This is a genomic window from Nocardia nova (assembly GCF_002933465.1).
Classification (GTDB): domain Bacteria; phylum Actinomycetota; class Actinomycetes; order Mycobacteriales; family Mycobacteriaceae; genus Nocardia; species Nocardia nova_B.
The window spans coordinates 38,997-59,098 of record NZ_PSZE01000004.1 but is presented as its reverse complement, the minus strand read 5'-3'; the positions used below and the strand labels follow the sequence as shown (position 1 = coordinate 59,098).

16 protein-coding genes are annotated in these 20,102 nt (G+C 68.6%); 4 read left to right on the top strand and 12 right to left on the bottom strand.

The genetic code is table 11. From position 1 onward, the window contains the following. Positions 1-90 precede the first annotated feature (90 nt). Positions 91-2,139: a glycoside hydrolase family 15 protein gene (locus C5E41_RS06365; RefSeq protein WP_258080790.1), complete on the top strand. Its 2,049-nt coding sequence runs from the start codon at positions 91-93 to the stop codon at positions 2,137-2,139. Positions 2,140-2,237: 98 nt separating this feature from the next. On the opposite strand, the gene C5E41_RS06360 is transcribed toward C5E41_RS06365, so the two are convergent. From C5E41_RS06360 to lepA, 3 genes are all read right to left on the bottom strand, one after another. Next, complete coding sequence (locus C5E41_RS06360) at positions 2,238-4,022, bottom strand: hypothetical protein (protein WP_258080789.1); 1,785 nt, start codon at positions 4,020-4,022, stop codon at positions 2,238-2,240. Continuing rightward, the gene (locus C5E41_RS06355) at positions 4,019-6,481 is read right to left on the bottom strand and encodes a hypothetical protein (protein WP_104374913.1); all 2,463 of its coding nucleotides are present in this window, start codon (positions 6,479-6,481) and stop codon (positions 4,019-4,021) included. The genes C5E41_RS06360 and C5E41_RS06355 overlap by 4 nt, the downstream gene beginning before the upstream one ends. A gap of 244 nt (positions 6,482-6,725) precedes the next feature. Beyond that, positions 6,726-8,567 carry a translation elongation factor 4 gene (gene lepA / locus C5E41_RS06350; protein ID WP_104374912.1) on the bottom strand — a complete coding sequence of 614 codons (1,842 nt, stop codon included), beginning with the start codon at positions 8,565-8,567 and terminating at the stop codon, positions 6,726-6,728. A 222-nt stretch (positions 8,568-8,789) separates the two neighbouring features. On the opposite strand from lepA, the gene C5E41_RS06345 reads away from it, so the two are divergent. Then, entirely contained in the window at positions 8,790-9,359 is a 570-nt protein-coding gene (locus C5E41_RS06345; protein WP_104374911.1) for a type II toxin-antitoxin system PemK/MazF family toxin, read from the top strand. Between the two features lie 13 nt (positions 9,360-9,372). On the opposite strand, the gene C5E41_RS06340 is transcribed toward C5E41_RS06345, so the two are convergent. Continuing rightward, positions 9,373-10,164: an aquaporin gene (locus C5E41_RS06340; RefSeq protein ID WP_104374910.1), complete on the bottom strand. Its 792-nt coding sequence runs from the start codon at positions 10,162-10,164 to the stop codon at positions 9,373-9,375. A gap of 339 nt (positions 10,165-10,503) precedes the next feature. On the opposite strand from C5E41_RS06340, the gene rpsT reads away from it, so the two are divergent. Both rpsT and C5E41_RS06330 read left to right on the top strand, forming a co-directional pair. Continuing rightward, entirely contained in the window at positions 10,504-10,767 is a 264-nt protein-coding gene (gene rpsT, locus C5E41_RS06335; RefSeq protein WP_039777096.1) for a 30S ribosomal protein S20, read from the top strand. A gap of 190 nt (positions 10,768-10,957) precedes the next feature. Next, on the top strand, positions 10,958-11,980 hold the full coding sequence (locus tag C5E41_RS06330) for a phosphatidylinositol-specific phospholipase C domain-containing protein (RefSeq protein WP_104374909.1): 1,023 nt from the start codon (positions 10,958-10,960) through the stop codon (positions 11,978-11,980). Between the two features lie 60 nt (positions 11,981-12,040). Here C5E41_RS06330 and holA read toward each other — a convergent pair whose 3' ends face one another. The 8 genes from holA to nadD form a co-directional block, all read right to left on the bottom strand. Next, positions 12,041-13,015 (bottom strand): DNA polymerase III subunit delta, encoded by a 975-nt coding sequence (gene holA, locus C5E41_RS06325; RefSeq protein WP_104374908.1) that lies wholly within the window; start codon positions 13,013-13,015, stop codon positions 12,041-12,043. Continuing rightward, positions 13,012-14,421 carry a ComEC/Rec2 family competence protein gene (locus C5E41_RS06320; RefSeq protein ID WP_258080788.1) on the bottom strand — a complete coding sequence of 470 codons (1,410 nt, stop codon included), beginning with the start codon at positions 14,419-14,421 and terminating at the stop codon, positions 13,012-13,014. Before C5E41_RS06320 ends, holA begins: the two co-directional genes overlap by 4 nt. 251 nt (positions 14,422-14,672) lie before the next feature. After that, the gene (locus tag C5E41_RS06315; protein ID WP_104374906.1) at positions 14,673-15,866 is read right to left on the bottom strand and encodes a ComEA family DNA-binding protein; all 1,194 of its coding nucleotides are present in this window, start codon (positions 15,864-15,866) and stop codon (positions 14,673-14,675) included. Positions 15,867-16,001: 135 nt separating this feature from the next. Further along, complete coding sequence (locus C5E41_RS06310; protein WP_104374905.1) at positions 16,002-16,844, bottom strand: DegV family protein; 843 nt, start codon at positions 16,842-16,844, stop codon at positions 16,002-16,004. A 17-nt stretch (positions 16,845-16,861) separates the two neighbouring features. Further along, positions 16,862-17,626, bottom strand: coding sequence for a diglucosylglycerate octanoyltransferase (octT, locus tag C5E41_RS35700; RefSeq protein WP_104375130.1), 765 nt, complete (start codon positions 17,624-17,626; stop codon positions 16,862-16,864). Between the two features lie 463 nt (positions 17,627-18,089). Beyond that, positions 18,090-18,731 (bottom strand): histidine phosphatase family protein, encoded by a 642-nt coding sequence (locus C5E41_RS06300; protein ID WP_030512815.1) that lies wholly within the window; start codon positions 18,729-18,731, stop codon positions 18,090-18,092. Between the two features lie 131 nt (positions 18,732-18,862). Further along, positions 18,863-19,267, bottom strand: a complete 405-nt coding sequence (rsfS, locus tag C5E41_RS06295) for a ribosome silencing factor (protein WP_030512814.1) — start codon at positions 19,265-19,267, stop codon at positions 18,863-18,865. A 70-nt stretch (positions 19,268-19,337) separates the two neighbouring features. Continuing rightward, positions 19,338-19,982 (bottom strand): nicotinate-nucleotide adenylyltransferase, encoded by a 645-nt coding sequence (gene nadD, locus C5E41_RS06290; protein ID WP_104374904.1) that lies wholly within the window; start codon positions 19,980-19,982, stop codon positions 19,338-19,340. Positions 19,983-20,102: the final 120 nt, after the last annotated feature.

Sequence of the window (20,102 nt, the reverse complement as noted above, 5' to 3'; positions counted from 1 at the left end):
CGGGCACGCCGGCCGCGGGGCATGCCGACCGGCCGTCGCGAGGTGCCGACAGTCGCGGCGAACGCGACCGGAATCCACCATGATGGCTGTATGGCGTCCTACGACGAACCGATCACCGAACAACCTCTCATCGAGACGCTCGACGACATGTCGCCGCCGCGCGATGCTCTGGCCGATATCTCCGATGCCGAGATCTCGGCGAACTACCTGCCGATTTCTTCGGGCGTCGTGCACAAGTCGTCGTATCCGCCGATCGACGACTACGCCTTTCTCTCCGATTGCGAAACCTGCTGCCTCATCGCACGCAACGGCGCGGTCGAGTGGATGTGCCTGCCGCGGCCCGATTCGCCCAGTGTGTTCGGCGCCGTGCTGGACCGCAGCGCCGGCCACTTCCGGCTCGGCCCCTACGGCGTCAACGTGCCCGCGGACCGGCGCTATCTACCCGGCGGCATGATCGTGGAGACGACCTGGCAGACCGACACCGGCTGGATCATCGTCCGCGACGCGCTGGTACTGGGCCCGTGGCACAACAACGACCGGCGTAGCCGGACCTATCGCCGCACGCCCGAGGACTGGGACGCCGAGCACATCCTGCTGCGCACGGTGAAATGTGTCAGCGGCGTGGTCGAACTGGAGATGAGCTGCGAGCCGGCCTTCGACTACCACCGAGCGCCCGCGAATTGGGAATACACCGGCGAGGTCTACGAACGCGCCACCGCCACCGCGACCTGCTCCCACGACGAATTGCCCTGTGGGCAACTGGTTCTCACTACGGATATGCGGCTCGGACTGGAGGGGCGCGAGGCGCGTGCCCGCACCCGCATGCGCGAGGGCGACGAATTGTTCGTGGCGCTGTCCTGGTCGGAGTTGCCGGCGCCGCGCACCTTCGCCGAGGCGGCGGAGAAGATGTGGCAGACCACCGAATGCTGGCGGCAGTGGATCACTCTGGGCAAATTCCCGGATCATCAGTGGCGCGGCTACCTGCAGCGCAGCGCCCTGACGCTCAAGGGACTGATCTACTCGCCGACCGGCGCCCTGATGGCCGCCGCGACCACCTCCCTTCCGGAAACGCCGGGCGGCGAACGCAACTGGGACTACCGCTACAGCTGGGTGCGCGACTCCACCTTCGCCCTGTGGGGCCTCTACACGCTGGGCCTCAACCGAGAGGCCGACGACTTCTTCGCCTTCCTGCACGATGTGGCCACCGCGAACGACGGTGAGGCGCAACCGCTTCAGGTGATGTACGGCATCGGCGGGGAACGCGATCTGGACGAATTCGAAATTCCACACCTACACGGGTACGACGGCGCCAAGCCGGTCCGCATCGGTAACGGGGCCTATCAACAACAGCAGCACGACATCTGGGGCACCATCCTGGATTCGGTCTATCTGCACGTGAAATCACGCCAGCAGGTGCCGGAAACGTTGTGGCCGATGTTGAAGCGACAGGTCGAGGCGGCGATCGAGAACTGGCGCAAACCCGACCGCGGCATCTGGGAGGTACGCGGCGAACCGCAACATTTCACGTCCTCCAAGGTGATGTGCTGGGTCGCGCTGGACCGCGGCGCCAAACTCGCCGAGTTGCACGGCGAGGCCGACTACGCCGAGAAGTGGGCCGCACTCGCCGCAGAGATCCACGCCGATGTACTCACCCACGGCGTGAACGACAAGGGCATCTTCACCCAGACCTACGGTGGCGACAGCCTCGATGCCTCACTGCTGCTGGTCGTGCTCCTGCGTTTCCTGCCGCCCACCGATCCGCGGGTGCGCGCCACGGTCCTGGCCATCGCGTCCGACCTGACCCAGCACGGTCTGGTGCTGCGCTACCGTACCGACACCACCGACGACGGATTGTCCGGCGCGGAGGGCACATTCACCATCTGCTCGTTCTGGCTGGTCTCGGCGCTGGTGGAGATCGGCGAGGTGCGCCGGGCGCGGCATCTGCTGGAACGGCTGCTCGGATACGCCAGCCCGCTCAAGCTCTACGCCGAGGAGATCGACCCCTACACCGGACGGCATCTCGGTAACTTTCCGCAGGCATTCACCCACCTGGCTTTGATCAACGCGGTGATGCACGTGATCCGGGCCGAACATTCCACCGGGGCCGGTGAATTCCATCCAGCTCATCCCGCGGGCTGACAAGGAAGCGGGTGGTCCGGTATGCCCCGGACCACCCGCCACAGATGTCGGCGCACCACGAACGCTAGGACGCCACAAACACTAGGGCCCCACAAACGCTAGGGCACGTCGGCGTTTTCGCGGATCTCCCGCAACCGCACCATCGATCGCTCGATTTCGGTGAGGCGCCGTTCGCGGCTCTCCGGCGAGTGGATCGCCGCCGCCTCCTCGGCCGCGCGCAGCGATTCGTCCACCGACCGCAGCGTCTGATCGGCCAGATCGGTGAAGTGGTCGCGCAACGTGCGCTGCGTGGCCCGCAACCGGTGCCGCGATTCCTTGCCGACCTGGAAGATCACATCGTCCATCAGACGAGCTACCGCCACTTTGGCCTCGGACTGGCGCCGCTCACGGCGCAGCTTGCGGTCCTCCCACAGGGCGTTGATACCCAGCAGGGCGGCCGCCGCGCCCGAATACCAGTTCACCAGCGGCATTTTCAGCAAACTGGTGAGCAATCCGACCATCAGCAGGCCACCGTAGGAACCACGCATCACGTTCAGCAGCGACGAGGTGAAACTCACCTTCGCGGTATCCAGCGGCTCCAGCGAGGCCACCGGTTCGAGGACGTCGCCCGGATCCTCGAGCCGCAGATCTGGCAGCGGCACATCGCGCGAGTCGGCGGGGAACTTCGCGGTCACCTGTTCGGCCAGTTCCACCGCGCGATAGTGGGCGACGACGAAATTCTCCTCGACCGCCTCGCAGATCCGGGAATCCAGATCGGCGCCGAATTCTTCCCAGCTGCGAGCCGGATCGCGCTTGGCGATCTCCGATTCGGCGTGGCGAACCAGCACGCGCAGCCGGTGCCGCAGATCGTGTTCGATATCGGCCATCAGTTCCGAACAGCCGTCGGCGAGCGTGACCTGCCAGTTGGCGCTGCGGTGGCGCAGATCGTCGGCCTCGGCGCGCGCGGCGCGCAGTTGATCGGTGATCGCGGTGTAGCGCTGCGGATCGCGCAGGGTTTCGGCCTCACTGCGCAGCGCCAGCCCCAGATGGTCGGTGATGGTGCGGATGTCGCGCAGCGCCGCCTCCCGGGCCACGGCGTCGGCACGAGCGAGGACGTATCCGCGCAGATGGTCGATGAGTTGTGGCACACCGGATTCGATATCGCGGCGGTGATCGTCACCGGCACGCAGGTGCAGGTCGGCGGAGATCGGGGCGACCGCGAAACCCAGGCCGGCGGCGTCGAGCAGCTCGCGATTGCGCTGCTGCACCCGGCTCCAGTGGCCGTAACGATCGATCTTGTTGAGTACGCATACCACGGTCGGGCACACCTGCCGGATGCGCTGCAGCAGGGCGATCTGCTCGGACGTGTATTCCGCGGCCGCGTCGGTGACGTAGAGCACCGCGTCGGCGGCGGCGATCAGCGACCAGGTGGTCGGTGCGTCGGCGGGTGCGCCGGGTGCGTCCATCACCACGAACCCCTCGGCCAGCAGCGGGCTCGGGTCGGTGAACTCGGCTCGGATCACGCCGGGCGCGCTCAGCGCCGGACCGGGGTTCAGCGGGTCGACGGGCTGGCGTTCGGTGCGACCGCCGGGCAACGAGCGCACCAGCGTGGCGGTCGCCCCCGGACCGTACTCCGCGATCACCGGAACGCTGACCGGACTGCCGGTCGCGCTCACCGCGCTGCCCACCAAACCGTTGACCAGCGTGCTCATCCCGTTCTTGGGTTCGCCGACGACCACCAGCCGCACGCGCGGATCGGCCACCCGAGCCCGCGACATCCCCAACCGTGCGGTGAGGTCGGCCCGGCCCGCAGCGCGGGTCAGGTCGAGCAGTTCGTCGAGCTGCGCGAGCAGCGGCGCCATCTCGTCGGGGTGTTTGGCACCCGGCGACTCCACCGCCGTCACAGCGGAAGCACGTGGAAATCGACGACAGGGTGGTCCACCGGATGGTGCATCTCGGCGAAGGTGGTTTCGTACAGACCGCCGGACAGTCCGGCGGCGGACACGCTCGTCAGGCCGTGGCCGGGATCGGTCCACAGCGAGGTGTCATACGAATCGTTCACGGCCGCAACAGGTTTCACCGGAATGTGCGCATTCGGCGCGGGATCGATGGTGGTCGGCGGTTTGATCACGGTCGGCGGCTCCACGGGTGCGGTGTGCTGCGCGGTCGGCACGGTCGGTTCGTGTGTGGGGACGGCCTGGTCGTGGCTCGGCGGCGTCACGTGCTGGGTCGGCACCTGCTGTGTAGGAACCTGCTGCGTGGGTGCGGAATCCTGATCGTGGGTCGGCAACTGGGAGCCGCGTGCCGGCGCAGTCGGGTCATCGGCGTTGCCGTTGGCGGCGGTGTCCGACCCCGAGGAGGTACCCGGCGTGTGCGTCGCGGTATGGCCCGGCGTCGACGCATCCGCGCCGGCGGAGGTCGACGGCCCGGAGCCGCTGTCGGTATCCGACGGCGTCGAACCGGGAGTGCGGGTGGGATGGCCGGAATCGGTGTCGCGCGGCACCGTCACGGTCGGCGTGGGCCGGTCGATGGAATCGTGATCGGCCGAATCCCGCCCGGTCGAGGTACCCGGACGGGTGGTGGTGTGCTCGTCGCCGGGCGTGGTCCCCGGCGTGTGCGAGGTGCTCGGCGCGGCCGGCGTCTTCGTCGCATCGGCGCCGTGGGTCGCGGTGGCGCCGTGCGATGTGGTGGTCCGCCCGGCGCCCGATTCCGACGGATCGCCGGCACCGCCCGGCAATCCGGCATCGGTACCGGCATGGCGGGGCCGATCGTCGAACAGCGCCGGAACGGCCACCGCGGGCGCGGTCAGCGGGGACGGTCCCGCATGCGTGGTGATCACGTTCGCGATCGGGTGGGTAGCGGCCTCGGGCTGAATCGTGGTCTGCAGTGGCGTCGCCGAGACCGGTTGGACGAGCGCGGGCGCCGGAGCGGGTGTGGCCGGCACCGGCGTGGCAATGACCGGTGCGGTCGAAACCGGTTGTGGCGCAGCGACATTCGTCACCGGCGCAGACGTTTGAGCAGTGGCGAACGGCGCCGGGCCGGGGGCGGCCGAGGTGGCGATCGGCCCGGATTGCGGCGCGAACGCCGCCGAACCCGGCACTGCGGCGCCGGGTCCGTTCGCGGCGGCGGCGGCAGGTCCGTTCACCGCCGCGCCCGCAGGACCGTTCGCGGCCCCGGCATGCGTCGCCGCGCCGGGGGACGCCACCGCCGCATCCGGGGCGACACCGTCGGCCGCACTACCGGACGCATGGGGGCTCGAGGCCGGACCCCCGAATTGGCCGGTCCAGCCGGAGGCATCCGATTCGGTTGCCCCACCGGGGATCTGGTGGGTGCCGCTGCCGAGCCACTGCCCATAGTCGTCGAGCTGGTGCCCGACGTCGCCGACGGAGAAATCGACCTTGGTCTCGGTCGTCACCCAGATTCCGTCGAATCCGACATGCGCATCGATCTTCATCTCGGTGCCGAGGAAGACGCCGGGATTGCCGCCGTCCCCGACACCGTCGAAGGCCCCGGGATGCGGATCCGACAGACCGCCGAACCCGCCGGGGCCGAACCCGTTCATCCCGGGCAGATGAAGTCCGTTGGTGCCGGGCAGGCCCAGTCCGTGCCCGGGCAGCGGTGCGGTGGGGTAGGGATCGGCGCCGGTCGTGTCGACATCGGCCTGCCGCTGGTCCACCGCGTCCTCGGCACCGGGCAGCCCGAAGGCTCCCGACGCGTCGGGCTGACCGGGCACGCCGAAGCCTCCCGAGGTCTCCGATTCCGGCGCACCGGGCAGGCCGAAACCGGCCGGGGCACTGGCATGGTGCGTCCCGGGAATCGTAAAGCCTTGGCCCCCACCGAATCCTGGGTTACTGAAACCACCGTTGCCGGAATACGGATTGCCGGGATGAGAGGGAGAACCGGGAATCGAGAAGGGCGGCGCCGTCGATCCGCCGTCGGGCGAGATGGGCAGGCCGCCGATACCGGGCACGGGCCGGCCACCGTCGGCGAAGGGCAATTGCAGCCCCGGATAGGCATCCGTGCCGCGTTGTTCCGGCAGCGCCAATCCCGGCGCCAGTGCGGCCGGGGGGTGCGGCGCGGAGGTCCCGAGGTCCGGCGGGACGGAGTCCGGTGACAGATCCGGATAGGTCACCACCGGACTCGGCACGTCCGGATGCGGATCGGCGGTGGACCAGCCGGTGATGTGGCTGTTGTGCGATTCGTTCTCCGGCGCGGGCGACCCGTTGGAGGCGATCAGCGCGCCGCCGGTGACGTACGCACCGGCCCGAGCCACCCGCGCGACACCGGTCGCGACGCGATATGCGGCATCGTTCGCATGATCGCCCGCGTCCGCATCATCGTCGAAGGGCAGCTCACGCGTCATACAAACTCCGCTCTCAGCGTTCGGCTGGCGAAACCGAACTGGGTGTTACCGAATTGGGGTCCTTTTACACCTTATTTCCGGAAAACTTGCCTGTCACATCCTTCAGGTTTCTTTCAGGCGGACGGATGACAGGCCACAGTGATGCTTTCTGAGCTTGCCACCGGCGGTCGTGACCGGAAAGCCCCGAGATCAACCGGCAGTTGACTCGGTCAACGGTCCAACTGATCTCACGGAACCTTGAAGATTACCTCTTCGGCTTGTCCGATGACGAATCGGTCGAGAGCGCGGCCACGAACGCCTCCTGCGGAACATCGACCCGGCCGATGGTCTTCATCCGCTTCTTGCCCTCCTTCTGCTTCTCGAGCAGCTTGCGCTTACGCGAGATATCGCCGCCGTAGCACTTGGCCAGCACGTCCTTGCGGATCGCGCGAATGTTCTCGCGGGCGATGACCTTCGAGCCGATGGCCGCCTGGATCGGCACCTCGAACTGCTGCCTCGGAATGAGTTCGCGCAGTTTGGTGGTCATCTTGTGGCCGTAGGCCTGGGCCGCGTCCTTGTGCACGATGGCAGAGAAGGCGTCGACGGCCTCGCCCTGCAACAGGATGTCGACCTTGACCAGCGCGGCCTCCTGCTCACCCGCCTCCTCGTAGTCCAGCGAGGCGTAACCGCGCGTGCGCGATTTCAGCGAATCGAAGAAGTCGAAGATGATCTCCGCCATCGGCAGGGTGTACCGCATCTCGACGCGGGTCTCGGACAGATAGTCCATGCCGAGCAGTTCACCGCGGCGCGACTGGCACAGTTCCATGATGGTGCCGACGAACTCACTCGGCGCGATGATCGTGCACTTGGTCACCGGTTCGAAGATCTGGCGCACCTTGCCCTCGGGCCAGAACGACGGATTGGTGACGACGTGTTCGGTGCCGTCCTCCATGATCACGCGGTAGATCACGTTGGGCGCGGTCGAGATCAGGTCGAGGTTGAACTCGCGCTGCAACCGCTCCCGGGTGATCTCCATATGCAGCAGTCCGAGGAAGCCACAGCGGAAACCGAAGCCCAGCGCGACCGAGGTCTCCGGTACGTAGGTGAGCGCGGCGTCGTTGAGCTGCAGTTTGTCCAGCGCGTCACGCAGATCCGGATAGTCCGAACCGTCGACCGGATAGAGACCGGAGTAGACCATCGGGCGCGGCTCGCGATAGCCGGTCAGCGCCTCGGTGGCGCCGTCGCGTGCGGTGGTGACGGTGTCACCGACCTTCGACTGCCGCACGTCCTTCACACCGGTGATGAGATAGCCCACCTCACCGACGCCGAGGCCCTGGGTGGGCTTGGGCTCGGGCGAGACGATGCCGATCTCCAGCAGTTCATGAGTGGCGCCGGTCGACATCATCTTGATCTTCTGGCGCGGGGTGAGCTTGCCGTCCACCACACGCACGTAGGTGACGACACCGCGGTAGGTGTCGTAGACCGAGTCGAAGATCAGCGCGCGGGCCGGGGCATCGGCCTCGCCGACCGGCGGCGGGACCGTCTCGATCACCTTGTTGAGCAGTTCGGGCACGCCGACACCGGTCTTTCCGGATACGCGCAGCACGTCCTCGGGTTCGCAGCCGACGATATGGGCCAGCTCGGCGGCGTAGCGGTCCGGATCGGCGGCGGGCAAGTCGATCTTGTTCAGCACCGGGATGATCTCGAGATCCTTGTCCAGCGCCAGATAGAGGTTGGCCAGCGTCTGCGCCTCGATGCCCTGGGCGGCGTCGACCAGCAGGATCGCGCCCTCACACGCCTCGAGCGCCCGCGAGACCTCGTAGGTGAAGTCCACGTGCCCGGGGGTGTCGATCAGGTGCAGGACGTAGTCGGCGCCATCGACGTTCCAGGGCAGCCGCACATTCTGGGCCTTGATGGTGATACCGCGCTCGCGCTCGATATCCATCCGGTCCAGATACTGCGCACGCATCTGCCGTTCCTCGACCACCCCGGTCAACTGCAGCATGCGGTCGGCCAGCGTGGACTTGCCGTGGTCGATATGCGCGATGATGCAGAAGTTCCGGATCCGCGAGGGATCGGTGAACGTCGTGTCGGCAAACGTGCTGATGGGACACTCCTACCCGTGAACAAGTCGATAAGTCGCCATGCGGCAGTCTACGTGCGCATACCGCATGGTCGTGCACGCACCGGCGGGCCGGCATCGGCGGCAACGACGCAGTTCCAGCGCCGGCGGCCCGGATGTGAGCGGCGGCACACTCGATTCCCCGCCCGGCACAGGCGAATCCGGCAGGGATGAGCCGAGCGCGGTTCGCCGTTAAGCTCTGCCGATATGGCCAGCACATGGAGCTCTCTGGGCAAGCAGTTGGGGACCATTGCCAAGGAGCAGGGGCCCCGGATCGTCAAGAAGCAGGCGCCGAAACTCGTCGACCGGATGCAGCGCTCCTCGATGTGGGACCGCGCTCTCGGCGGCCGCCGCAAGGACACGGTCGCGGTGCGGCCCGCGGCCTCGGCTCCGGTGCCCACCCGTGAACGTGCCCGCCAGATCGTCTACTGCCCCCAGCTCGACGGCCGCGCCGATCCGGGCGAGATCGTATGGACCTGGGTGCCGTACGAGGAGGACCCTGCCAATGGCAAGGATCGCCCCGTACTGGTCGTGGGCCGGGAACGCAAGACTCTGCTCGGTCTGATGCTCTCGTCGAATCCTGCGCGGGGCGCCGAGCACAATTGGATCGGAATCGGCTCGGGCCCTTGGGATTACGAGGGGCGCGACAGCTGGGTCCGGCTGGATCGCGTTCTGGAAGTGCCCGAGGCCGGCATTCGGCGTGAGGGCGCGATCCTGCCGCGGAAGACCTTCGATCTGGTCGCACACCGGCTGTGCGCGGAATACAACTGGGGCTAGCGTCGTGACGACATCAGTCGGTGAGGTGCCTCGTGCGCCCGAACAGCGCGCTGTAGATCAATGCCCCCAACAGACCGCCGATCAGCGGGAAGACGACGAAGGCCCATACCTGCGCGATGGCACCGTCCTGGTACGGCGCGACGGCCAGGCTGCGGGCAGGGTTCACCGACGTGTTGTCGATCGGTATGGAGATCAGATTGGTCACCGCGAGGGTGATGCCGATGCTCAGACCCGCCATCCGCACATGGGACAGCCGGTCCGTGGACGCGAGCACCACGAACACCAGCAATGCGGTGAGCACCACTTCGACGGTGATCGCCGCCGCCAGGCCGTAGCCATCTTGGGTGATGGTGGCCATCGGCCCCCGAACCTGCACCTTCGACGGACTGTGCGGGCCCCAGCCGTTGGCCGCGAGTCCGTCTGACGCGCGGTTGTACGACGGCAGATCCTTGGCGATGGCGAAGACCACGGCGCCGGCGACGAAGCCGCCGACCAGCTGCGCCACGATGTAGTAGACGGCGACGAGCCACCTAATCCGTCCCATCGCCAGCTGGCCGATGGTGACCGCCGGGTTGACGTGACAGCCCGAAATCGGGCCGATGGCGTACACCAGCAGCAACAGACTGAAGCCGAAGGCCAATGCGATACCGAGCGTACCGACCCTGGCTCCGGCGAAAACGGCGGTGCCGACGCCGCCGAACACCAAGACGAATGTCCCTATCGCCTCGGCTACCAGTTTGCGAGACAGCGGCACTTCGCGCTGCTCGACCACATCTTCGATCACTTCCTGAGCAGTCGGAGACATCTGCCACCTTCCCTCTTCGAGCTGAGCTTCGAGACCAGGTACTACGCGGAGATTCAGGAATTAACCGTCCGACCGGTACGGTCGTACCGATCGGACGGTACGCGAAAGAGGTCGGGTATACAACGATCACGCACCGGGTAAGTTCGCTCCGACAAGAGCGGCGTTCCCGGTCGGGCGACCCGATCGAGTGGCCTGGCCGGGACGATTTCACTTCGCAGCACCCCAGCTGGTAACCTCGATCGTCGGCGCGGCGCTACCTGTTTCGGTGTAGTGCGCCCAGAGACTTTTCACGAACATCAAGAGCACATCAACTGACGAGAAGGAATCAGAGGAACAGGCGTGGCCAACATCAAGTCCCAGATGAAGCGGATCCGCACCAACGAGGCGGCGCGGGTGCGCAACCAGTCGGTGAAGTCCGCGCTGCGCACCTCGATCCGCAAGTTCCGCGAGGCCGCTGCGGCGGGCGAGAAGGACAAGGCGCTCGAGCTGATGCGTTCGGCGAGCCGCAGCCTGGACAAGGCCGCCTCGAAGGGCGTCATCCACGCCAACCAGGCCGCCAACAAGAAGTCGGCCCTCTCGCTGGCCTTCAACAAGCTGGGCTGATTTCCCGGGTTCCGGCCGCGGCCGGAACCGACGCGGCTGATTCTGCCGCACAACAGCATTCGCAACGCCGCCGTGGCAGAGGATCTGCATCGCAGATGACCACGGCGGTTTTTGTCGTTGATTCGCGTCCGCTACCGTGGTGCGGGTGTGGGGTGGGGAGATTCGCAGAAGCACGGGCCTTTTCCTCGTGATGGTGGCGGCGTCGAGCGCGCTGCTGACCGGGTGTGATCAATCGGTCCCCGCACGATCCGCCGCCGCGGCACACGCGGCGCCGGCATCGGCCGCGCCGGGCACCGAAGCCGCCGGGATGCCCCGGGCAGCCACCGCCGGCGCGATCGATCACCTCGATTCCGCGAGCAATCCGGACTGGATGGGCGCACTGCCCGACAGCACCTCGCTCGGCGAGATGTCCGTTCCCGGCACCCACGACACCCTGTCGATCCACGGCGGTAAGGCCGGACCGGCCGTGGTCACCCAGGAGAAATTCGATACCGGTTGCACCGAGCCCGCCTGCGCCTCGCAACGGACCGCGAGCACCCAGCTCGAGGCCGGCATCCGGGCGCTCGATATCCGTGTCCGGCGCGACGAGGCCGGCAATCTCGGCGTCCAGCACGGCAGCTTCTATCAGCAGGCCGGTCTCGACGACGTGTTGCGGGCCAGCGAGCAATTCCTGAACCGGCATCCACGCGAGACGATCCTGATGCGCGTGAAGGCCGAATGCACGAACGAGGACAAGACGTTTCACTGCGAGGACGCGGATGGGCTACCGCCCGACCCGCCGCTGCTGGATCGGTACCTGAACGCGCATCCGCGGGTGTGGCGACCCGCGGCGACCGGACCGGTCGCGCTTCCCCGGCTGGGTGACGTGCGCGGCGCCATCGTCGTCATCCGGGCCGACGGGATCGACGACCGTGGTCTGCCGATCGACGCGCAGGATCTGTGGGACAAACCCTCTCGCGAGGACAAATGGGCGGCCGTCGCCGCCCATCTCGCGCAGGCCCCGGCCATCGGCGCCCACGCGCTGTCGGTGGACTTCCTGTCGGCCTCCGGAGTGCCCGATCCGACGAAATTTCCCCACCGCTACGCCGAATACGAGAATCAGCGCGCACTCGACTATCTCCGCTCCCGTCCCGGCACGGCCACCGGCGTCGTGATGACCGACTTCCCGGGTCCCGCACTCGTCGGCGAGATCATCGCGCACAACCACCGCTAGATCCGGACAGCGCACCGCACGAGCGCAGCGGCCGACCTACCCATCCGGAGCTGCGCCGGCTCAGTGCGCGGCGGCGTGCAGGTCCAGGATCGCGGCCACGGCGTGTTCGAGCGCGTAATCCGTATCGGCCGCACCGCCTTTGACGTCGGCATTGAGGGCAGCCACCACGTGCAGGGCGCTCCCGATGGTGGCGGCGGTCCAGCCGCGCGCCTGGGTCTGCGCCTTCTTCACCTTCCAGGGCGGCATGCCGAGTTGCGAGGCCAGCGCGAACGGATCGCCACGTCCGGCGGATCCGACCCTCGCGATGGTGTGCACGGAATCGGCGAGCGCGTCGGCGAGCAGAACGGCGGGAACGCCACGGTCGGTCGCCCAGCGCAATGCCTCCATGGCCGCGGGGCGGTCACCGGCGACGGCCAGATCGGCGACCTCGAATCCGGTGACCTCGGCACGACCGGAGTAGTACCGGCGCACGGCGTCGACATCCACCTTGCCACCAGTATCGGCGGCCAGCTGGGAACAGGCCGCGGCCAGCTCTCGCAGATCCGATCCGATCGCCTCCACCACGGCCTGCACCACGTCAGCCGGGACGCGGACTCCGGCGGTGCGAAATTCGTTGCGCACGAATTCGTTTCGCTCATTCGCCTTGCTGATCTTGGCGCAGTTGTGCACCTGGGCGCCCTGCTTCTGCAATGCCGGCGCCAGCGCCTTGGCCCGGCCGCCGCCGGAATGCAGAACCACGAGCACGACTCCCTCGGGCAGATCACCGGCGGCCGCGGTGACCAGCGCCACCGCGTCCTTGCCGGCCTCCGCGGCGGCCTCGAGCACGATCACCCGATCCTCGGCGAACAGCGAGGGGCTCAGCAGTTCGGCCAGTTCGGCGGAACTCGCATCCCCCGCCCGGAGCCGATCCACCGGCATCGCGGCGGGAGCGTTGGTCGCGGCCCGCGCCTGCGCCACGATCGAGGCGACCGCCCGTTCGATGAGCAGTTCCTCCTCACCGAGTACCAGATGTAAGGCAGCCAGGTGATCGGTCACGGCACGATCCTACGGGTGGCCGATGACAGGTTCACCGACCCGTCGCCGGATGCGGGTGGCGGCGGCGGACCCGCACGCGTGCGGCCGCGGCGCGAGCCGAGGCGGGCGAGCACGGCGACACCACAGCCGATGAGCGCTCCGGCCAATGCCGCACCCGTCGCGCCCGCGGGCATCCGCAGCGAAATCCCCAGTGCCGCACCGCGTTCGGCGACGAACAGCAACCACCACAGCGGCGGCTCGGCCAGTTTCAGCACCACGATCGCCGCCGGTTGCCAGCAGCAGGACAGGGCGGCCGCGCCGACGCCGAGCAGCGTGATCGGTGCGACGACGGGTTCGACCAGCACATTCGCCACGATCGCCACACCACTGACATGTCCGGTGAGTGCGGTGATGATCGGCGTGGTGACCGCGAAGGCCGCCGCCGCGACACCGAACGCCTCGGCCACCAGCGGGGGCCATCCGCGCTGTTCGAGCCAGTGCGACCAGATCGGCGCCAACAGGATCAGGCCAGCGGTGGCCAGAACCGACAGGGCGAAGCCGATATCGACCGCCAGCTGCGGCGAGAACGCGATCAACACGATCACCGCGGCGCACAGGGCGGGGAGCGCTTGCTTCCGGCGTCCCGTCGCCATGGCGAGTACCGCGATCGCACCCATCGCCGCCGCCCGCAATACCGACGGCGACGGGCGCGCCAGAATGACGAATCCGATGAGCGCCAACCCGGCGAGTACCGCGCCCCAGCGCGGATCGAGCGTCAGAGCGCGGGTCGCGAGCAGCACGCCGGCCAGAACAATCGAAACATTGGTCCCGGACACGGCGACCAGATGCGTGAGATCGACCGCTCGGAAGTCCTCCCGCACGTGATCCGGCAGCCGGGAGATATCGCCGTCGATCAGCCCCGGCAGCACTCCGGCCGCATCCGGTGGCAGTGCACGCCGGGCCGCCTCGGACAGATTCTCCCGCACCGTCGCGGCTGCCGACTGCCACCACGGGCGCGTACCGACTCGGGTCGGCGGCCCCTGTGCCCGCAGTACGGCGACCGTCAGGTCCCGCCGCCACGGGCGATCGAGCCGAGCCCGGAAGGTGACGTGCTGCCCCGGCACCAGATCCGACCAGACCCGCTCCGGCATGATTACCGTCACCGCCGCATCGCCGTGCACCGATGTTGCGCCGTAACGGAATTCGCGCACCGTCGCGCGCATCGTCCATTGCCGCCCACCGAAGGAACGGGCCGGGAGAGGTTTCGGATCTCCCGCCACCATCTCGGCCGTCACCACACTGCCCGCCGCCAGCCGCCCGAGCGGATGCGCACTCACGCGATATGCGTGCCACGACGCCGCCACCCCGAACCCGGTGGAGGCCAGCAGCGCGGCCAGCGCCACCCACCATACCGCTCGATGCGACACCCGAAAACGGCTACCTGCCAAGATGATTCCCGCTCCGGCAGCCGAGATTCCGAGCCCAGCGCACACTCCCATGCCGGCTCGCCACCCCAGCGATATGCCCGCAATGGCCGCGCCCCAGCACCCCAGCGCCGCGGGAAGCAGCCGCGCGTCCACTGCAGTGCCTCCGGGACCCGCCATCCCCCGTTCGGCACCGCAGGCGGAATCCGGGACCCGCTCTGGCCGGATTCGACCGCCGTTCGATCCGCCGCGGTTCACAGGGTGACCTGATCGCGGAGGCGGTTGAGCTTGGCGGGGCCGATGCCGGTGACTTCGGCGAGCTGGTCGATGCTGGTGAAGCGGCCGTGCTGATTGCGCCAGCCGATGATGGCCGCGGCGGTGGTGGGGCCCACCCCGGTGAGAGAGTCGAGATCCTGTTCCGTCGCGGTGTTGAGGTTGACCTTGTGTCCCGGTGGCGCGAGGGCACCCGATGCCGAGGCCGGATGCGGTGCCCCCGGAACGACCATGCTGCCGAGGCGAGGGCCGCTCGCGGGGCCGGGCGCGCCGACGACGATCTGGTCTCCGTCGGCGAGCCGCTGGGCGAGATTCAGCCCGGCGAGATCCGCGCCGTCTCGCGCGACGGCCACCGCGACGGCGTCGGCGACCCGCGTTCCGGGTGCGAGATGCAATAGTCCCGGATGTTCGACCAAACCGATGACACTCACCACCAGATCGCCGCCGGGAGCCGACGACGGCGTCGCCCGGCCCGGCGGATCGGACCGCACGGCCAGGCCGGGGCCATCCGTCGGTGCGGGCACGGCCGAGGTTTCCGCAGCCGTCCGCACGGCCGGGAGAGGCGCCACCGGCCCTGCCACCGGATCGTCTCGGTGTGCGGCCGCCGCCGCGACGATCACCGCTGCCACGCCGGCACCGGCCAGCACCCACACTCCCCGCCGCCCCGGATCCACGCGAACTCCCCGGAGACGCTCCGGAACGAGCCGCTGCCAGATCGTCACCGCGCCCACCGGCTCACTGAGCCACTGCGGAAGTCGGGGGCTCTCCGGCGCATCGGCGAACGTCACCGGCGCGCCGGTTACTGCGGGGCCTTCGTCACCATCCCAGCCGTCCCCGCCGCGTCGGTCGGTAACTCCCGCACTCGCGGTATGCGACGCGGCATCGTCACGTCTGCGCCGGATACGACTCAGCGAATACGGCCGGCTCGGCTCGGTCCGGCCGCTGTCGCCGGCCCGCGCACCGGCGACAGCGTCGTCCGGGGCGGCCTTCGGATTCGGTCGCGCTGCGACGACTGTTCGGCCGCCGACCGAGTCGATGGGTGTGGGGGTGAGGTCCCACCGCCCTTCGTCAGTCGGGTCCTCCGGGGCGGGGGCAAGGGTGCCGAGCGCTCCCAGCCCGGGTGATACGTCGTGCAGTCGCTGCCGCAGTAGGGTCCGATCCTCGTGTCGCGCCATGACCGTGACCGTAGGTGCGCGGCGGGCCGAGCCGCGGGGCGCGAACTGGGGCTTCGGAATGTCTGGGGACAGGCGTCGAGCTGTGGACAACTCCCGGTGCGGGGGCGGAGCTCGTCGGCCGGCGGTGGTAGGCGCTCAGCCGCAGCCGCCGGGGACCACCAGGACACCGACCGCACCGGTTCCCACGTGCACGCCGAGTGTGGGGCCGAATTCGGCGGTCACGAGCTCCCGCATACCAGGAATGAGTTCGCCGAGCTGTCCGGCGATCGTGGCCGCCGCCGAGGCGGCACCGAGATGCTGAACCGCCACCGCCGCCCCGTCGTCACCGGCCGCATCGACCGCTGCCGCGACGAGTTTCGCGTAGGCCTTGGATCGCGTCCGCGCCTTCTCCCGCAGCTCCAGTTTGCCGTCGACGATCTGCAGTATCGGCTTGGTCACCAGTTCGGTGCCGAAGAACATGGCCGCGGTGCTGAGCCGCCCGCCGCGGCGCAACTGCTCGGTCCGATTGACGACGATGAAGGTGCGAGATCGCCCGGCGGCGGCGACCGCGGTGTCGTAGACGACATCCAGCGCCGCACCCGATTTCGCGCGACGGGCCGCGGCGAGTACGGGCAGCCCCGTACCCAGGCCCGCGCTCAGCGAATCCACCAGCCGCACCCGATCGGCGGCATCCATATCCTGCACGGCCTGGCGCCCGGCTTCCCAGGTCGCCGAGAGCTGACGCGAAATATGCACGGCCACAACTCCGTCGCCCCCGCTGAGCTCCAGAGCGCGCTCATAGGCGGCGCGCAATTCCCCCGGGGAGGCGGACGAGGTCGTCACCGTGGACGCGCCGTAGTCGATATCGCATTCGTCGACGCCCTCGGCGATCGCACGATCGTCGACCAGCACATGCAGCGGCACCACCACGATGCCCAACTCCGATACCAGTTCGGCGGGAACGCTCGCCGCCGAATCCGTGACCACCACGACGGTCATCGGCTATCCGAACCGATTCATGCACCGGCCTCGACCGAACGCACCTCCGACAGCACCTTCACCATGGCCCGTGCCACCGCGGCATGTCCCTCCCAGCCCCAGTGGATCCCGTCCGGATTCGCCTCGCCCGAGAAGATGTCGTCACGCACGGCTTCGCCCAGATCCACCAGCGGCACACCGGATTTCGCCGACCACTCTCGCAGCGCTCGCACCGCGGGCGCACGCCCGGTGTGCACCCGGCCGTAGGCCTCGCAATCGTGGACCGAGGGCAGTACCGAGACCACCGGCAGATCCGGCCGCAACTGGGCCAGCGCATGCCGTGACTGTTCCAGGTAGTCGATGCTCACATGCGGCGGAAGTGCCACGGGGCGACCGAGTTTCGACAGCCGCGGTTGCAGCCACTGGTATCCGGTACGCACCTGCCGGCGCAGCGCCGGCGGGCGCAGATACCGGATCAATTCGCGCAGCGCCGTGGGGAGCGGAGACGGCAGCGTGTCCATCCCGCCCGTGGCCACGACGACCGCTCCCGCGCGCGGCACCGCGGCCCACACGCGCGGATCGCCGATGAGCGCCCAATAGGCGTCGCGGCAGGTCCAGCCGATCCGCGCCACCAATTCGACGTCCCAATCGAGTTCCGCGGCAACCAGATTCGGCCAGATGCGCGGATGGTCGGCGGGCAGGCCGCCCTTCGGCCCGAAGTACGACAGCGAATCCGCGATCACGACCAGCACGGGGCGCGTCGAATCCGCAGGGGTACCGACCGATTCGGCCGGTACTTCGATACTCGGCTGCGCATCCGCGGATACCGCCTCGTCGATTCCGGATACCGCGTCGACGGCCGCGCTCGACACGGTCTGCTCCCCGGGAGCAGCCGCACCGGAAGCGGTGTCGCTCCCCCGGGGCGCAGCGAACGCCGCATCCGCGTCACCGGCTACCGCCGCATCGTCGGCTCGAGTGGTTGTCGGTTCCGTGGACGAGGCCGCGCCGGAACCACCGGGCACGCCATCCTCCACCGCGCCTTCGGCCGATTCCGCAGCCGCCGGGCGCACATCCTCGCCGGCCCCTGGTGGGCCGGTCGATCCACCGTCGTCGCCCGATTCGGAGGCCGCGAGGGATTCCCCGACCGGTTCGACCGGACCGCCGAACAGCGCATCCGGCAGCCGCCGGACGGGCCCTTCGGACGCCTTGCGCAACAGTTCGTCGGATACCTGCCGGACCGGTTCGTCCCGGTCGTCGGAGGAGCGTTCAGAGGACATCAGGAGCTACCTTCGCCGCCGCATTCCACACATCCAGCCGCCAGCCCGGCTGCTCGATGCCCGGACCGTGGCTGCTCAGCTGCACCCAGCTGGTGTTGGCCAATCCGCCCAGGATCGGCCATTTGTGCTCGGGCAGTTCCAGCAGCGCGGCGGTCAGGGCCGCGATCAGCCCGCCGTGCGCGACCAGGATGATGGTACGGCCGGGCCAGTCCGCACGCTCGGCGAACAGCTCGCGAACCACCGGCAGCGCCCGCGCGCCGACCTCGAGTTTGCTCTCCCCGCCCGGCGGGGTCACCGTGGGATCCAGCCGCCACGCCTTGCGGGCACCCGGATACCGCGCGTCCACCTCGAGGTGGTCGAGACCTTCCCAGTCGCCGAGGCTGGTCTCCCGCAGCCGCGCATCCCGCACGACCTCGAGTCCGCTGTGTTCGGCCAGGGCGAGTGCGGTGTCGTAGGCGCGCCGCAGATCCGAGGAGACGATCGCGACGGCATCCTGGGAAACGAGCTCGCGCGCAGCGTCTTTCGCCTGGCGCCGGCCCAATTCGCTGAGCTCGGTGTCGATCTGGCCCTGCATACGGTCGGCGGCGTTCCATTCCGTCTGCCCGTGTCGCAGCAGGATCAGCCGGCGCACCCCCGGATACTTCGTCGCTCGCGAGCCGGCCGCCGGCGCAACACCTTCGGCCGCGTCGCTCTGACCGGACTCGATGCCACGCTCCCCGGCCGCTTCGGGATCACGCGCGGTGTCGCCTTCGGGCCGGTGGCTCACGCGGGGTCCCCGCTACCACTCGCCGGAGCCTGAGCGGGAGCCGCCAGACCCGGCACCTCGACCTGCGGGCAGTCCTTCCACAACCGTTCCAGCGCATAGAAATTGCGTTCGTCGCTGTGCTGGATGTGCACCACGACGTCGACGTAGTCCAGCAGCACCCAGCGACCTTCTCGAGTGCCCTCGCGGCGGACCGGCTTGTGCCCGGCGAGACGCAACTTCTCCTCGACGTTGTCGACGATCGCGTTGACCTGACGCTCGTTCGGCGCGGAGGCGATGACGAAGCAGTCGGTGATCACCAGCTGATCGGAGACATCGAGGACGACCACGTCGGTCGCCAGCTTCTCGTCGGCGGCCCGCGCGGCGACCTGCGCCATCTCCACCGCCTGTGCGGATGCCGTCATGCGTGGTCTCCTCGAGCATGAGCGGGACGCTCCGTGGTTACGCTCCGCTGCCTCCTGCGCGCCTGACCGCTCATGCTGGGCTCACCTTCCCGTTCCCTCCCGGCACGTACAGGTGCCGTTTCGATATGTACTGCACGACGCCGTCGGGAACGAGGTACCACACCGGACGCCCCTCGGCGGCGCGGCGACGGCATTCGCTCGACGAGATCGCCAGGGCCGGGATCTCGATGACGGTGACCGCATCGGCCGGCTGATTCCGCAGATGTTCCTCAAGGTGGTCGACATTCAATTCGTACCCCGGACGGCTCACCCCGACGAACTTCGCCAGCTCGAACAGTTCCGCCCAATCCTGCCATGTGAGGATGCTGGCCAGCGCGTCCGCACCCGTGATGAAGTACAGATCCGCGTCTGGATGCTGATTCTGCAGGTCACGAAGGGTATCGACGGTGTAGGTGGCCTTCTCCCGGTCGATGTCGGCCCGGCTGACCGAGAACCGCGGATTGGATGCGGTGGCGATGACCGTCATCAGATAGCGGTCCTCCGCCGGGGAGACCTGCCGTGCGGACTTCTGCCACGGCTGCCCGGTGGGTACGAAAATCACTTCGTCGAGGTCGAACCGGTTGGCGACCTCACTGGCGGCAACCAGATGCCCGTGATGGATCGGATCGAACGTACCGCCCATCACGCCCAGTTTGCGCAGGCCTGTGTTTTGCACGAATGCCGAGCTTACTGGGCGGCCCGAGCGGGGGCGGGTCTCGTCGGCCGATCCCGCCCGCGAGAGGCCCGGGCGACGCCGATTCCGGGGCCGCGTTCGGACGCGCCGGGACGAGAGCCG